Origin of the sequence: Acinetobacter sp. AS23 (assembly GCF_023612055.1) — a bacterium.
Lineage (GTDB): Bacteria > Pseudomonadota > Gammaproteobacteria > Pseudomonadales > Moraxellaceae > Acinetobacter > Acinetobacter oleivorans.
The window spans coordinates 1,233,909-1,250,011 of the sequence record NZ_CP082274.1 but is presented as its reverse complement, the minus strand read 5'-3'; the positions used below and the strand labels follow the sequence as shown (position 1 = coordinate 1,250,011).

The window sequence follows — 16,103 nt, the reverse complement described above, 5'->3', positions numbered from 1 at the left end:
TTTTAATCTTGCCAAGCCTTTATAAAAAAAGCAAAGCCGCATCATTTAAATGCGGCTAAAAGTAGTATATTCAGAGATCAATGAATTAGAACTGAACTTGATCGACCTCAATTTCTACACGTTTTAAAGGTTTATAGTCGATGTCTACTTCACCAATTAGAGTGACATTTGTATTTGCTGAAATAGGACGACCCTGCCAAAGCTCATCATCTACATCCACTGTAATGCTACCTGTCTTGTCACGAAATTGATATTTTTCATCGCCTAAAGATTTTACAACCTGCCCATGTAATTTAACTGGTGTATTATCTTTTGCCGTTAATGCATGCTTAACAGTTGTTAGCGTTGCTGGAGCAATTGCTGCCTGATTCACAGGTGTATTTGCCATAACTACACCAGTAACAGTTAGACCCGTAGTCATTAATATCGCTTTAAGCATTTTCATAAGATCACCTTTTTAACCACATCTTGGAATAGCGTAAGTACAACAGGCATAGATGAGGTGAATCTTAAGAAAAAGTTAATTTAATGGCACAACCCGCAATACCTCTTCTAGTGTTGTAAGACCATCAATCACTTTATGAGCACCTGCAATTCTTAAAGGTTCTATACCTTCTTTTTTAGTTTGCGTTCTCAAATCATTTAAGGTCATATGGCTACTAATAAGATGCTTAAGCTCAAGACTGACTGGCATAAATTCATAAATACCAACTCGCCCTTTATAGCCTGTATGACGACATTGTTCACACCCAACTGCCTGATAAACTTTTTCTGGCATGTCCATAATGTAGTCAAATGTTAAATGTTGCCATTCATCCTCATTAATATAAGTTTGTTGCTTGCAGTGCGGACAAAGTTGTCGCACTAAACGCTGTGCCAACACACCTAAAATAGTTGCTGCCGTTAAAAATGGCTGCACACCTAAATCATGCAACCGAGTCAAACTAGACGGCGCATCATTGGTATGTAAAGTTGATAATACCAAATGACCTGTAAGTGCCGCCTGAATGGCCATATTTGCTGTATCTTGATCGCGAATTTCCCCAATCATTATAATGTCTGGGTCTTGTCGCATAAGTGCACGAACACCATCTGCAAAGCCTAATTCAATTGCATTATTGACCTGCATTTGGTTAAAACTAGGCTCTAACATTTCAATCGGGTCTTCAATGGTACAGACATTGACCTGATCAGTTGCAAGCTGCTTTAAAGATGAATATAACGTTGTGGTTTTACCTGAACCTGTGGGGCCAGTAACTAAAATAATCCCATGGCTATTTTTTGTTAATTGCTGCCACTGCTGTAATAAACTCTCTTCAAAACCAAGTTGATGAAAAGAACGTACTAACACATCTGGATCAAAAATACGCATGACCAGTTTCTCACCAAATGCTGTTGGTAAGGTTGATAAACGGAGTTCAGTTTCTTGACCTTTAGGTGTCCGTGTTTTTAATCGACCATCTTGCGGTTTACGTTTTTCCGCTACATTTAAACGCCCTAAAATTTTAATTCGGGAAATTACGGCAGTCAGCGTATTTGATGGCATGTTATAAATGGTGTGCAACACACCATCAATACGGAACCTGACTTTACCATTGTCTTTACGCGGTTCCATGTGAATATCACTGGCACTCTGCTCGAATGCAAATTGTAAAATCCAGTCAACCAATTTCACAATATGCTGATCATTCGCATCTGGATTCTGACTATCGCCAAGCTGCAAAAGCGCTTCAACATTTTTAGTGTCACGTTCATGAGCTGCATCTTTTTGAGCAGAGTTTACCGCACGACTGACCTGATAATATTCACGCAAATAGCGTTGCAACTGTTCGGGATTAAGCAGTACCCGTTCAATTTTTTTAGGCGCTAGACTTCGCTCTAAATTGTTTAGCCAATCTGTTTGAAATGGTTGATCTGTTCCAATCACGATTCGATCAGCATGAATTTCCACAGCTAAAATATGATTGCGAATAGCAAACTCTTGTGACATTACTTGCGTTAAAGCACTAACATCTGCCTTTAAAGGATCTATCACAAATAAAGGGAGCTGAACCAGATCTGCAAACCATAAACATAAACGGTTTAAACTTAAATGAGCGTGTGTGTACTGCTGATCTTTTAAATTAAAATGTGCAATCCACTGTAATGGATGCCACTTTAGCTGGTCTTTTTGGCGGTGGCTTGACTGTACCAGTAATTTATCTCGTTCTGTAATACGGCCTTCTTGTAATAATTGTTCTAGACACCAATACGTATCTATTTGTACATGTGCATTCATGCGTTATCCCCAATATATTTTTATAATATAGCAGAGATATTTTTAATTTAGCCCACCACAAATTTGCTAAAACTAAATTTTAAATATTCTTTAACTTCAAATAATTAAACCAATTCTCAACTTAATATTTTTTTGCGTCATAGTTCATATTTATAAAAATACTGTGTTTGTGGCTTTGTCTGAAAAAGATACTATGCTCACTATAATAAAAAGCATAAACTGAACGTGAATATATGATTTTTAAAACGATTCAAATCTACTTATAACAATAAACCAAAGAGGAAGTAACATGGAGCTTCCAATGACAATGTCATTACAAACAACTTCATTTGAAGAATTCATTACCGTTATTGCTGCGGCGCTCGGTTGTGGCTTATTAATTGGTTTAGAACGTGAACGAAGTAAGCTTAAACATGAATACAAAACGTTTGCCGGATTTCGTTCTTTTGCAATTAGTTCACTATTAGGCGCCATCTGTTTTTTATTCGGCACTGAAATTGGAATTGTAGGTGCCCTTCTCATTGGGGCAATTAGTATTGTATCTCTTAAAAATCAGCCCAATGACCCCGGTGTGACTACCGAACTTGCCTTTATTATGACTTACTTTATCGGGGCACTTTGCATTTGGAATATCTCATTGGCCGCTGGACTCGCCGTAATCATGACCATTATTTTATTGGCAAAGCAGTCTATGCATGGCATTGCCAGTCAGTGGATTACTGAATCAGAATTGCGTGATGGTATTTTTCTACTTGCCTTACTGTTAATAGCACTGCCTTTAGTACCCAATAAACCCTTTTGGGGTCCAGTTTTAAATCCGCATGTTATTTTAAAATTACTCACTTTGATCTTATTTGTACAAGCACTCGCCCATATTGCGAAACGGTTACTCTCATCTAAAAACGCTTTATTACTCTCTTCTTTAGCTTCTGGATTTGTTTCCAGTACAGCGACCATTGCCAGTTTAGGTTTAGAAGTACGCTCTGGCAGAGCCAATGCAACTACAAATGCAGGCGCTGCATTAATGTCATGTGTTTCAACACTCATTCAAACTTTAATTATTGTGATTGGGATTAGCTTTGCTTGGTTTAAGCTGATTATATTTCCTACCCTTATTGCATTGGCAGTTTTAGCAATCTGGGCTTTCATTTTATTACGTAAAGCAGAGCCCAGTACAACTTCGCCCGAACTCGATTCAAGAATGTTTAGCTTAAAAGAAGCCCTTATTATTGTAGGCACACTCACCCTCATTCAGGCTGGTGTTTATGGCTTAAGTATCTCTTTAGGCGATGCTGGGTTAATCGCAGGTACTCTGCTCGCATCTTTATTTGAAATACATGCAGCTATTGCGGCAGTCATTGTGCAAGGTGAACCTGATAGCAGCCATATGACACCTTTATTAATTGCATTTTTAGGAGGCTTTGCAGTTCATGCTCTTGCCAAAAGTGTGAACTCTGCAATTTCGGGCGGGCTACGCTATGCCCTTGCTTTCGTTCCCGCCCAACTCATTCATATGGCTATCTTTATTAGTTTACTTTGGCTCAACATCCATTGGTTTTAAAGATTTCTACTGTGCAAGCTAAGAAGTCTTCACCACATCAATCACAGTAACTACAAATTGATCGACTTTGAAATGAATATCAAAGTCTGAAAATTTCATTTTATAGATTCGTTCAGCATCTTCTTGATAGGCAGGCCGAGGATCTAAAGCTAAAACTTGCTCAAGCTCATCAATGTATTGAGCATCTATTTCATTATTTTGCAGAAAATATTTTTGCGCTGTTAACGCAGCTTCTGACCAAACGACTGACTTACGTTCAGGTTCTGCATGTGCATAACCACTTTCTGCATCAATAATTGCATCAGAATATTGAATATAAGGTTTGATATCTAAAATTGGAGTACCATTTAATAAATCACTTCCTGTGATATAGACTCGAACAGACTTACCGACTTTTTCCACTTTATTCAGTTTTACAACTGAAAGCCCGATTGGAGAGGGTCGATACATGCTACGTGTAGCAAACACCCCAATTTTTTCATTCCCCCCTAAACGTGGCGGACGAACCTGTGGACGGAATTTATCGGCACTCCTCTGATTTTTGTTGTCATGAAACTGCCAAACTAGCCAGAGATGACTGAACTGCTCAATTCCCTCAAATGCCAATAAGTCATTATAAGGTTCTACCATATCAATATAAGACTCAATATTTACCAAATTAGGCTGGCGTGGAATACCAAATTTTTCACGATATGGGGAACACATGTGGCCAATTATGGGGAAGGTGACAGAATTGTTCATCACTTTTTCTTATAAACACAATTAAATATATTCAGTTTATCGGGAATGAAATTAGATTAGAATAGCTATCTGTTTTCTTTTAATCGTGATCGAGACCTTTAATGGCTGCTTTTAACGTCGAACGCATTACTCATGTTCACCACTGGAATGACACACTTTTCAGTTTTAAAACTACACGCGATACTAGCTTACGTTTTAAAAATGGTCAGTTCGTAATGATCGGACTAGAAGTGAATGGCAAACCGTTAATGCGCGCGTATTCGATTGCAAGTGCAAACTACGAAGAAGAGTTAGAATTTTTCTCAATTAAAGTACAAGATGGTCCTTTAACTTCAATTTTGCAAAAAGTACAAGTTGGCGATGAAATCTTAATTTCTAAAAAACCGACAGGTACTTTGGTTCATGATGACCTTTTACCGGGTAAAAACTTGTACCTTTTATCTTCTGGTACTGGCCTTGCACCATTCTTATCAATTATTCGTGACCCTGAAACTTACGAACGTTTTGAAAAAGTAATCGTTGTTCATGGTACACGCTATATTTCTGAATTAGCTTACCAAGATTTAATTTTGGATGAGCTTCCAAAAAATGAATTCTTTGAAGAGTTAGGTATTAAAGACAAACTTGTTTACTACCCTACAGTAACTCGTGAACCTTTCCACACTCAAGGCCGTGTAACAACTGCAATTGAAACTGGTGCTTTATTTGAAAAAATCGGTTTACCACGTTTTAACCGTGAAACTGACCGCGCAATGCTTTGCGGTAGCCCTGCATTCTTAAAAGACGTTGCTGCGTTACTTGACCAACACGGTTTAGTTGAATCACCTCGTATGGGTGAAATGGGCGACTACGTAATTGAACGTGCGTTCGTAGAAAAATAAGATTTTTCTAATTAAAAAAACCGAGGCACAGTCCTCGGTTTTTTTATATGTGTTTTATAACTTGATTGTGCCATCAATACAGGTAACAGCCGTTCCACCCACTAAAATTTTATCCTGATGCAATTCAAGTTGAAGCTGTCCGTCACGGCCTAAAGCCTGCCCCTGTGAAGAAAGAACTGTGTCATTTTGTGCTGGTAAAATACCATAGTGACGAATGAAAGACGCCACACTGCCATTCCCACTGCCACAAACTGGATCTTCATTTATTCCAATTGAAGGAGCAAATGAGCGGACTTCTATATGTTTTTGCTCATCATTATTTTCATAAAAACCATAAACCGTCGCTCCACCAACTTTCATTTCTAAATCATGTTCTTTTAGAGCAGCAAAGTCTGGTTGGCTATCTAAAACAGCTTGGGCATTTACCGCTTGTAATACAATCCAACGTGCGCCTACATCAACCAATGTGGCGTTCCATTGAGTATTAATTTTACATTTTAAAATTTCTGCTAATTTCTCAGTGTGCATTGCATCTAATGGTGTAATTTTAGGCTTAGGGAGTTCAAATGAAATATGCCCTGAGTCACTTACGGTAAGCGTTACCAAACCCGCAGCACATTGCTGTACCAGCTTACCTTCTTTAGCTGTCACGAGGCCCGCTTCAAGCAAAGCATAGGCAGTACCAATTGTAGGATGTCCTGCAAATGGCAACTCACTTTGTGGAGTAAAAATTCGAACCTGATAATCAGCTTGCGAATCGGTCGCAGGGAGCACAAATGTCGTTTCAGAAAGATTCGTCCAATTCGCAATTTCCTGCATCTGTTCAGATGTTAAGGTACTGGCGTCCATAATGACTGCGACAGGATTACCTTTAAATGCTTGTGAAGTAAAAACATCAACTTGTTTAAATGCAACAACAGACATAGACCACTCCTACTGATTTTAAAATTAAAAAATATGGCTTTTAAGTCCTTACCATTTTTTGATCTTACTGATTTATTTTTAATGGTCACAGTATCAGTTAATATGAAAAATAATAGACACAGTTTTTAAGTTTAGATTTGTGTTAAATGAACCAATCAAAAGCAATCACAATATTTGAGTTAAATAAAAGATCACGATAAAGTGTATCCATTGCTTTGGCTTTTTAATGAATTGACATGTACAAATATAAAAAAGTGAGTGATGACCTCACCTTTCAAATTCAGAATGGCAGGCAGCCTATCGGTTCACGCTTACCATCAATTCGCGACTGCGCAAATCATTATCAGGTCAGCATTAACACCGTAAAAGAAGCTTATCGTCAGCTTGAAGACCAAGGTTTAATTTCAGTTCGTCCACAGTCTGGTTACTATGTTTGTCATGCACCTTCAAACTTACTAGAACTCGAAGAGCGTTATGTCAGTGAAGAAAAAGTATCTCTTTCAGGAATTAGCTGTTTTCTTGCACAAATCGTTAAAAAGCAAATGGACCCAGCCTATATCAATTTGGCTTTAGCTTGTCCTTCTGGTGAAAATTTCTACCCAATTGAACGCTTAAAACGCTTAACTGCTCAAGTTTTACGGACGCAGCCAGACATTTTTAAAAGCTATACTTTACCGCCCGGCTCTATACGTTTACGTACACAAATTGCGAGGCGAAGTTTACAGCTTGGTATGTTTCTTTCAGCAGATGATATTGTGCTCACTCACGGCACGATGGAGGCTTTAAGTCTCGCGATTATGGCAACAACTCAAGCGGGTGACAGCATTGCACTTGAGATCCCTACATTTCACAATCTGTACCCACTCCTTCATAATTTAGGTCGAAAAATCGTAGAAGTGCCGACCTCGCCGCACACAGGTATGTGCCTGGATGCTCTTGAAGAACTCTTAAAATCTAAAAGTGTACAAGCCATATTAACTATTCCAACAGGACACAATCCTCTCGGTTTTAGCATGCCTGAAAGCAACCGCCGTCGCTTAGCAGAGCTTGCTAATCAATTTCAAGTTCCCGTCATTGAAGATGCAATGTACGCCGAATTGCAACTGACTGAACCACTCTTACCCAACATTAAGGCATTTGACCAAAATGGATGGGTTTTGGTGTGTGGTAGCTATACCAAGACTGTAGCACCTGACTATCGAATTGGTTGGTTAGAAGCTGGACGCTTCCGTAATATTGTGCAGCAGCTTAAATTTACAACCACTGTTGCCGAACCAGCTTTACTCACAGAAACGTTGGGACTTTTTTTAGAAAATGGCGGATATGATCTGCATTTACGACAGCTCAAAAAACGCTATCAACAACAAATTGACACCATCAAATCTTATATTTGCCGTTATTTTCCACTCGGTACTCGAGTCAGTCGACCGCAAGCAGGATTTATTTTATGGTTAGAACTACCCGAATCAATAGATACATTAGAACTGTTTCATCAGGCAATCGATGAAAAGATCTTATGTATGCCGGGAATTTTGTGTTCGGCTGATAAACGATTTAGTCATTGTTTACGTATAGCTGCGTGTTTCGAGCTAAACCCCAAAATGTTAAATGCTTTGATGCGCTTAGGAGAGCTAGCAAAAAATATGCTGCCCGTACAAAAGGATAGTGGTCAAATCCCTACTAATTCAGTAGGTTGAATCCCAAATGCGGAGTTAATAAAATAAACCCATATACTTTTTATGCCTTTTATTTTATGAAAACTGAGCTTCTCTCTCCCGCAGGTTCACTTAAAAACATGCGCTATGCTTTTGCCTATGGTGCAGATGCCGTATATGCAGGTCAACCACGTTACAGTTTACGTGTGCGTAATAATGCTTTTGATCATGACAATTTAAAAATTGGGATTGATGAAGCGCATGCTTTGGGTAAAAAGTTTTATGTTGTGGTAAATATTCAGCCACATAACAGCAAATTAAAAAACTTTATTCGTGATCTTGAACCGATTGTAGCGATGCAGCCAGATGCGCTCATTATGTCTGATCCGGGCTTAATTATGATGGTGCGTGAACACTTTCCAGATGTGCAAATTCATCTATCTGTTCAAGCCAACGCTATTAATTGGGCCACTGTTAAGTTTTGGAAAGATTACGGTTTAAGCCGAGTCATTTTATCTCGTGAGTTGTCATTAGAAGAAATCGAAGAAATCCAGCAACACGTACCAGATATTAAACTCGAAGTTTTTGTACATGGCGCACTATGCATGGCCTACTCAGGCCGTTGCCTACTTTCAGGATATATGAACAAACGTGATGCCAACCAAGGTGCTTGTACCAATGCGTGCCGTTGGAACTATAAGTTGCATGAAGCCCAAGAAGATGCAAACGGCGATGTGATTCCATTCACTCAGTTCAACACATCAGAAAAGTCTTGCTGCTCATCAGCACAATCAGAAAAAACTTCGAATCAAACTGTGCTTGTACAACGTAATGATGAAGAAATGTTTGCGGCTGAAGAAGATGAACACGGCACTTATTTTATGAACTCTAAAGATTTACGTACGGTACAACATGTAGATCGTTTAACCAAAATGGGCATCGCCTCACTGAAAATTGAAGGCCGTACTAAATCCTATTTTTATTGTGCCCGTACTGCCCAAATTTATCGAAAAGCCATTGATGATGCTTTAGCAGGTAAACCATTTGACTCAAGCTTAATGGCTCAGCTCGAAGGGTTGGCGAACCGTGGTTACACCGAAGGTTTTTTAAGACGTCATGTACACAGTGAATATCAAAATTATGCTGATGGTTCATCACATTTTGACTATCAACAATTTTGTGGAGAGGTTTTAGAACGTCACGGTGATTATATTCGCATTGAAGTTAAAAACCGTTTTTTAGTTGGCGACTCACTTGAACTCATGACAGCTCAAGGCAACATCACCTTTACCTTAACCGAAATGCGCGATTTAAAAGGTAACCCAATTACAGATGCTAAAGGTTCGGGGTATTTCGTTGAAATTCCACTCTCACAAGATGTTGATATCAGTTATGCCCTACTCGTACGCAATTTGCCGCATGCGAAAGAAAGTATTACTGCATCTACATTGACTTATTCAGCGAGTTAAACATGGCACTTTTGATTACGAGTGACTGCATTAACTGTGATATGTGCTTACCTGAATGCCCGAACATCGCCATTTTTGAAGGGAGCAAAGTTTATGAAATTGATCCACTTCGTTGTACCAAGTGTGTAGGCTTTTACGATGCGCCAACATGTAAGGCGGTTTGCCCTATCGATTGCATAAAACCAGACCCTGCGCATATTGAGAATAAAGAGCAACTGCTAGAGAAATTTAAGGGTCTAAATATACTCGGCGAATCTATTTCTTAAAAGACTATCGAGGATCAGGCTAAAGTTACTGATCCTCTTTTTATGACTATGCAGATCAATGATTAAATAAATGAATAAATAGCTGATAACACTTTGCTAGTGATAAAATCAATTTATCAGTTCAGTTTGATTTACTGGTAATTTTGTACCAAAAAAATTAAACAATCGTTAAAACTGCCAAACCATTTCAACATTTCATGTAGATTGATTAAAACTCATTCTGGCGCAGCTCCCCATGTCTTATCTTTATTTAGCAATTGCGATTGCTTGTGAAGTCATTGCAACTTCAGCTTTAAAAGCATCTCAAGGTTTTACTGTTCCTATTCCATCCATTATTACAGTTGCGGGTTATGCAATTGCTTTTTATTTACTGTCCCTGACATTAAAAACGATTCCGATCGGAATCGCATACGCCATTTGGTCGGGCGCGGGTATTATTTTAATTTCTGCAATTGGCTGGATATTTTACAAACAGCATTTAGACTTGGCGGCGTGTATTGGTCTTACTTTGATGATTGCAGGTATTGTGATTATTAATGTGTTTTCTAAAAATACTCATCTATAAAATATAATTTAAAAGCAACCGAGTAAGATGAAAATTCTTTTATAAAAATTTCACCTTACTCGGTATAAACAGCTTATTTCAAACTGCCCGTCAAAAATTGCTTTAAACGCTCACTTTTCGGATTGTTGAGTACTTCATCAGGGTGGCCCTGTTCCTCAATTTTCCCTTGATGCAAGAAAATCACTTGATTAGACACATGACGTGCAAAGCCCATTTCATGTGTCACCACAATCATGGTACGGCCTTCTTCAGCCAAACTCTGCATAACCTTGAGTACTTCACCCACCAACTCCGGATCAAGTGCACTGGTGGGTTCATCAAATAGCATCACTTCCGGTTCCATTGCCAAAGCACGAGCAATTGCTACCCGTTGCTGCTGACCACCAGATAAAAATGCTGGATATTTATTCTCAACACTTTCAGGCAATCCAACTTTACGTAGATATTTCCGTGCACACTCTTCTGCTTCAGCACGTTTTACCCCAAGCACATGAATTGGCCCTTCAATGACATTTTCAAGCACTGTCATGTGAGACCATAAATTAAAGTGCTGAAATACCATCATCAGTTGGGTACGCATTTTTTGTAGTTGTTTTGGATCAACCACTTTTAAATTGCCTTTTTTATCAAAGACTGTGCGTAGTTTTTCACCATTGAGTTTAATGGTGCCATTGCTCGGTTGTTCTAAAAAGTTGATACAACGCAGCAAGGTACTTTTACCTGAACCGGATGAACCAATAATACTAATCACATCGCCAGCATTTGCATCAAGTGATATCCCTTTCAGTACTTCATGATCGCCAAATGTTTTGTGTAAATCACGAATCACTAGTTTTGCAACGTGTTCCATTTATGTCTCCTAATGATTCGATGGCTTTAAAAATGCCAACCAACGTTTTTCCAACTTACGAAATATCCAAATCAAAATAAATGCCAACATCGCATATAACACCGCGGCAATCCCAAAAGCATTGAAGGTGTCATAGGTTGCCGCATTTACATCACGCGCAATTTTTAAAATATCTGGAACAGTTGCTGTAAATGCAATGGTTGTCGCATGTAACATCAAAATGACTTCGTTACCGTAAAATGGCAAAGCACGGCGTAACATCGACGGAATGATAATACGTGTGTAGAGTTTCCATTTTGACATTCCAAAAGCTTGGGCAGCTTCAATCTCGCCATGTGGAATAGAACGAATCGCTCCTGCGAAGATTTCAGTCGTATATGCACCAGTATTGAGCGCGAATGCCAAAATGGTGCAATTTATGCCCTCTCGAAAAAATGCATCGAGTGTTTGATGTTCATGGACGTAATCAAAGCTGTAAATACCTGAATAAATAATCAGCAATTGGATGTACAGTGGTGTGCCACGAAAAACATAGGTAAACAACCAAACTGGACCACGCAACCAGATATTTTCTGATACTCGTGCAAGTGATAAAGGCACAGCAAGCACAAACCCAATACCAATAGAAAGCACCAATAACCAAGCAGTCATCGCGACACCGGTCATTTGTAGGCCATCGGTCCAAAGGTATGCCTGCCAATATTGTTGAAGGATTTCAATCATAATTGTCCCTTCCTCACACCAGCAGAATAACGACGTTCAAGCCACATTAAAATCAGGTTGGACACGGTGGTAATTGCCAAATAAATGGCAGCAGCGACGATGCTGAAAAAGAACAGTTGCATGGTACTTCTACCCGCATCTTGTGTAATTTTTACAATATCAGTCAGGCCAATAATAGAAACAAGTGCGGTCGCCTTAATCAAAACCTGCCAATTATTACCAATGCCAGGCAATGCAAAACGCATCATTTGAGGGAATAAAACACGTCGAAAAACCTGCCAAGGGGTCATACCATAGGCCTTTGCTGCTTCAATTTGACCCGTTGGAACCGATTGAAATGCACCACGAAAGGTCTCGGTAAAATATGCACCATAAATGAACGCTAAAGTAATCACACCAGCCACGAATGGGTTGATATCAATCTGGTCCATTTGCAGTGCTTCAGTAATTTGGTTTAAACCTAACTGCAAGCTATAAAATAACAGCAGCATAATCACCAAGTCAGGCACACTACGAATGAGCGTGGTATAGGCGGTCGCAATATAACGTAAAGCTTTAATATTAGAGAGTTTTGAACTCGCACCAATTAAGCCAATAATGACAGAAAGCAAAAGTGACAACAGCGCAAGCTGTATGGTCATCCATGTTCCGCTGAGAAGGAGTGGCCCATAGCCAGATAAAAACATGACTCATCTTCTCCTTAAAAACAATATCTAATATTGATGAGATGAGAATAGATTTTAAAATGTCGGCACTAAGCCGACATTTTTCACATCATTAGTAAATGTTAAAGGAGAAATATTTTTTCTCGAGTTTCTTGTATGTGCCATCCGCAATGATTGCTGCGAGAGCTTTGTCAATATTCGCTTTCAAATCTGCATCTTCTTTGCGTAAACCAATCGCTGCGCCTACACCCAATGTTTTTGCATCAACCACATTGCTGCCGACAAAAGTAAAGTTTTTGCCTTTTGGTTGTTTTAAGAAAGCACCATCAACCATGATTGCATCTTGTAAAGTTGCATCTAAACGACCTGACATCATGTCTTGATAAATCAAATCTTGGACTGGATAAGGTACAACAGTTACACCTTTTGTTGCCCAATAGGTTTTAGCATAAGTTTCTTGAATTGTGCCCTGTTGTACCCCTACACGCTTACCTTTCAATGATGCAGCTGTTGGTAATAACGGTGAGCCTTTTTTTGCAACCATACGTGTTGGTGTGTTGTAGATTTTGCTACTAAACAAAATTTGTTTCGCACGTTCATCAGTCACCGTCATTGATGAAAGAATACCGTCAAATTTTTTCGCTTTAAGTGCTGGAATCATCCCATCAAAAGAGTTTTCAACCCAAACACATTTGGCTTTGAGTTTTGCACAAATAGCATTACCCAAATCAACGTCAAAACCAGTTAACTTGCCATCTGGTGTTTTATATTCAAATGGTGCATAAGAGGATTCAGTACCAAAACGAATCACCTTCCAATCCTTTGCTTGAACATTCGTTGCAACAGCAGCCAAAACTAAGGTTGTTGAAACGAACATTTTTTTCATAAAGCTTGCCATCTTGAAGCTTCTCCTTAAAATCCAAATAAGGTGATAAAAACTTGAGTAATTTCTAAATTACTCTTCTGCCGAAATAATTGCAATTTCTATACCAGTAAATTAAGGATTTATGAAGATGTCAAAACAGCTGGTCGTATTACCTCATTAAATGTTGAAAAATCACTCAAATTTTAAGTTAGTTTTTGAGTGTGTAAGCCTCTGCCATATTTTCATTTTGAACCAATGTCCGGATGGTGTATTCATGGTTATGTTCTTTGGCACTGGCAAATTCACATTTTTGATCTAATGACATTGAGCAACCACTCAGCAATGGACAACCTGCAAATAATTCGGCTACCCAATCAACAAATACACGGACTTTAGGCGATAAATGACGGTTTTGTAGATAAACGACTGATATTGGCATTGGTGCTGGTAACCATTCAGTCAATACCTCCCTAAGCGCACCAGTCTCTAAATGTTTTGCCACCATATAATATGGACATTGAATTAGACCAAAACCTTGTACCGCCAAATCAATATATGAATCACCATCATTGACAGAAACGCGCCCTTTCACGCCAACGCTGTGAATTTCCCCATCAACCATAAAATCCCAGTCGATATTGCGTCCGGTACGACTATTAAAGTAATGCACGACTTGGTGTTTTTGTAGATCATCAATAGTTTTTGGTTCGCCATGTTCCGCCAAGTAACGGGGTGCAGCAACCGTCACACACTGAATTGTTCCTATACGACGTGCCACCAAACTTGAATCTTTCAACTGACCAATACGAATGACACAATCCACCGCATCTTGTACCAGATCTACGGGGCGATCACTCATTCCAATTACCAAATCAATATCAGGATATTTGGAATGAAAATCACAAAGCATGGGAATAAGAATAAGCCGTCCGATTGAAGCTTTAACATCAATACGTAGTCGGCCTCGTGGTCCACGTTCCGAATCATGGAAAGTCGATTCAACGTCTTCGACATCGGCTAAAATTCGTGTAGTACGTTCATAATAAACCGCACCATCTGGTGTCAAACTGAGTTTACGGGTGGTTCGGTTTAATAAACGAACCTGTAAATGTTTTTCTAAACCCTGAATGGTTGTAGTCACAGAAGCACGCGGTAGGCCTAAACTGTCAGCCGCTAAACTGAAACTATTTGTTTCGACAACTTTGTTAAATACTTTCATGGCATGAAATAGATCCACACGCACACTCCTATCAATTAATGCATTTTTTCATTCAAACACATCAATTGTTATAAAAATACGAATAGTGTTATCGAATTTAATATATTTATTCGTAATTGACAAACTTTTATGCTCCGTTCATCTCATAAACCCTGTTTCTCCCATACGGACCATAATTAAAAGTCTGAAAACAGGTATCCAAATAAGTAGGAGCACCTCATGTCATTTTCCCGCAAACAGTTTGCGCTGTCTGCCATCTTTGTCGCCATTTTGGCAACAGGTGGCAGTTTTATGTTTTTACATGAAAATGCCGATGCAAAAGCTGCACCGACCACAGCTCAACAAGCTGCTACTGTTGATATTTCTAATGTCATCAGCAAAACCATTACCGATTGGCAAGAATATTCCGGTCGCTTAGAAGCCATTGATCAAGTCGATATTCGGCCACAGGTTTCAGGTAAACTCATTTCCGTACACTTCAAAGATGGCAGTCTGGTTAGAAAAGGCGATTTACTTTTTACCATTGATCCGCGTCCTTTCGAAGCAGAACTCAATCGTGCCCAAGCTCAACTTGCTTCAACTGAAGCACAAGTGACTTATACAGGTTCTAATCTTTCTCGTATTCAACGTTTAATTCAAAGTAATGCTGTATCTCGTCAAGAGTTAGATCTAGCTGAAAATGATGCACGCTCAGCCAGTGCCAACCTGCAAGCCGCCAGAGCAGCCGTTCAATCTGCACATTTAAATCTTGAGTACACGCGCATTACTGCACCAGTCAGTGGTCGAATTTCTCGTGCCGAAGTGACTGTGGGCAACGTAGTTTCTGCGGGTAATGGAGCACAGGTTTTAACAAGTTTAGTGTCTGTATCCCGCCTCTACGCATCTTTCGATGTTGATGAACAAACTTACCTGAAATACATCAGTAATCAACGTAATTCAGCACAAGTTCCTGTCTATATGGGACTTGCCAATGAAACTGGGTTTTCTCGTGAAGGAGTTATCAACTCAATCGACAATAACCTAGATACGACCTCAGGTACGATTCGTGTTCGCGCGACTTTCGACAATCCAAACGGAGTTTTATTACCGGGTTTATATGCTCGAATCCGTCTGGGTGGTGGTCAACCTCGTTCAGCAATTCTGATTAGTCCAACTGCGGTCGGAGTCGACCAAGATAAACGCTTTGTTGTTGTAGTCGATGCTAAAAATCAGACCGCTTACCGTGAAGTAAAACTTGGCACACAACAAGATGGCTTGCAAATCGTAAATAGCGGATTACAAGCGGGTGACCGTATTGTGGTGAATGGTTTACAGCGAATTCGTCCGGGTGACCCTGTGACCCCGCATCTTGTTCCAATGCCAAATGCACAAATCACTGCGAGCAGCACTACTCCTCAACCTCAGCCAACAGAAAAAACATCAACTCCGGCAAAAGGTTAAT

Annotated in this window: 16 protein-coding genes; 7 read left to right on the top strand and 9 right to left on the bottom strand. The window is 39.4% G+C overall.

Features of this window, described 5'->3' with window-relative positions; genetic code table 11:
* Window positions 1-85: 85 nt before the first annotated feature.
* Both K6I41_RS05790 and tfpB read right to left on the bottom strand, forming a co-directional pair.
* A complete protein-coding gene (locus K6I41_RS05790) occupies window positions 86-445 on the bottom strand; it encodes a NirD/YgiW/YdeI family stress tolerance protein (protein ID WP_151988462.1) in 360 nt (119 codons plus the stop codon).
* Between the two features lie 75 nt (window positions 446-520).
* Window positions 521-2,278: a type IV pilus assembly ATPase TfpB gene (tfpB, locus tag K6I41_RS05785; protein WP_250375386.1), complete on the bottom strand. Its 1,758-nt coding sequence runs from the start codon at window positions 2,276-2,278 to the stop codon at window positions 521-523.
* Between the two features lie 289 nt (window positions 2,279-2,567).
* On the opposite strand from tfpB, the gene K6I41_RS05780 reads away from it, so the two are divergent.
* Window positions 2,568-3,839, top strand: a complete 1,272-nt coding sequence (locus K6I41_RS05780; protein ID WP_250375385.1) for an MgtC/SapB family protein — start codon at window positions 2,568-2,570, stop codon at window positions 3,837-3,839.
* Window positions 3,840-3,857: 18 nt separating this feature from the next.
* On the opposite strand, the gene tsaA is transcribed toward K6I41_RS05780, so the two are convergent.
* Entirely contained in the window at window positions 3,858-4,580 is a 723-nt protein-coding gene (tsaA, locus tag K6I41_RS05775; RefSeq protein WP_250375384.1) for a tRNA (N6-threonylcarbamoyladenosine(37)-N6)-methyltransferase TrmO, read from the bottom strand.
* A gap of 101 nt (window positions 4,581-4,681) precedes the next feature.
* On the opposite strand from tsaA, the gene K6I41_RS05770 reads away from it, so the two are divergent.
* Window positions 4,682-5,461, top strand: coding sequence for a ferredoxin--NADP reductase (locus tag K6I41_RS05770; RefSeq protein WP_005307052.1), 780 nt, complete (start codon window positions 4,682-4,684; stop codon window positions 5,459-5,461).
* Between the two features lie 54 nt (window positions 5,462-5,515).
* Here K6I41_RS05770 and K6I41_RS05765 read toward each other — a convergent pair whose 3' ends face one another.
* Entirely contained in the window at window positions 5,516-6,385 is an 870-nt protein-coding gene (locus K6I41_RS05765; protein ID WP_250375383.1) for a PhzF family phenazine biosynthesis protein, read from the bottom strand.
* A 230-nt stretch (window positions 6,386-6,615) separates the two neighbouring features.
* Between K6I41_RS05765 and K6I41_RS05760 the strand changes: the two genes are divergently transcribed.
* The 4 genes from K6I41_RS05760 (at window position 6,616) to abeS (ending at window position 10,340) form a co-directional block, all read left to right on the top strand.
* Window positions 6,616-8,082: an aminotransferase-like domain-containing protein gene (locus K6I41_RS05760; RefSeq protein ID WP_250375757.1), complete on the top strand. Its 1,467-nt coding sequence runs from the start codon at window positions 6,616-6,618 to the stop codon at window positions 8,080-8,082.
* Window positions 8,083-8,138: 56 nt separating this feature from the next.
* Window positions 8,139-9,509 carry a prephenate-dependent tRNA uridine(34) hydroxylase TrhP gene (gene trhP, locus K6I41_RS05755; protein ID WP_250375382.1) on the top strand — a complete coding sequence of 457 codons (1,371 nt, stop codon included), beginning with the start codon at window positions 8,139-8,141 and terminating at the stop codon, window positions 9,507-9,509.
* A 2-nt stretch (window positions 9,510-9,511) separates the two neighbouring features.
* Window positions 9,512-9,775: a YfhL family 4Fe-4S dicluster ferredoxin gene (locus K6I41_RS05750; protein WP_250375381.1), complete on the top strand. Its 264-nt coding sequence runs from the start codon at window positions 9,512-9,514 to the stop codon at window positions 9,773-9,775.
* Window positions 9,776-10,010: 235 nt separating this feature from the next.
* On the top strand, window positions 10,011-10,340 hold the full coding sequence (gene abeS, locus K6I41_RS05745; protein WP_250375380.1) for a multidrug efflux SMR transporter AbeS: 330 nt from the start codon (window positions 10,011-10,013) through the stop codon (window positions 10,338-10,340).
* A gap of 73 nt (window positions 10,341-10,413) precedes the next feature.
* On the opposite strand, the gene K6I41_RS05740 is transcribed toward abeS, so the two are convergent.
* From K6I41_RS05740 to K6I41_RS05720, 5 genes are all read right to left on the bottom strand, one after another.
* Entirely contained in the window at window positions 10,414-11,190 is a 777-nt protein-coding gene (locus K6I41_RS05740; protein ID WP_013197223.1) for an ABC transporter ATP-binding protein, read from the bottom strand.
* 9 nt (window positions 11,191-11,199) lie between these two features.
* Window positions 11,200-11,913 (bottom strand): ABC transporter permease, encoded by a 714-nt coding sequence (locus K6I41_RS05735; RefSeq protein WP_151826455.1) that lies wholly within the window; start codon window positions 11,911-11,913, stop codon window positions 11,200-11,202.
* Window positions 11,910-12,599 carry an ABC transporter permease gene (locus K6I41_RS05730; RefSeq protein WP_087399935.1) on the bottom strand — a complete coding sequence of 230 codons (690 nt, stop codon included), beginning with the start codon at window positions 12,597-12,599 and terminating at the stop codon, window positions 11,910-11,912. Before K6I41_RS05730 ends, K6I41_RS05735 begins: the two co-directional genes overlap by 4 nt.
* A 91-nt stretch (window positions 12,600-12,690) precedes the next feature.
* The gene (locus K6I41_RS05725; RefSeq protein ID WP_005307073.1) at window positions 12,691-13,476 is read right to left on the bottom strand and encodes an ABC transporter substrate-binding protein; all 786 of its coding nucleotides are present in this window, start codon (window positions 13,474-13,476) and stop codon (window positions 12,691-12,693) included.
* A gap of 175 nt (window positions 13,477-13,651) precedes the next feature.
* Entirely contained in the window at window positions 13,652-14,680 is a 1,029-nt protein-coding gene (locus K6I41_RS05720; protein ID WP_151743281.1) for a LysR family transcriptional regulator, read from the bottom strand.
* Window positions 14,681-14,881: 201 nt separating this feature from the next.
* Between K6I41_RS05720 and adeF the strand changes: the two genes are divergently transcribed.
* Complete coding sequence (gene adeF / locus K6I41_RS05715) at window positions 14,882-16,102, top strand: multidrug efflux RND transporter periplasmic adaptor subunit AdeF (RefSeq protein ID WP_250375379.1); 1,221 nt, start codon at window positions 14,882-14,884, stop codon at window positions 16,100-16,102.
* The last annotated feature ends 1 nt before the right edge of the window (window position 16,103 follow it).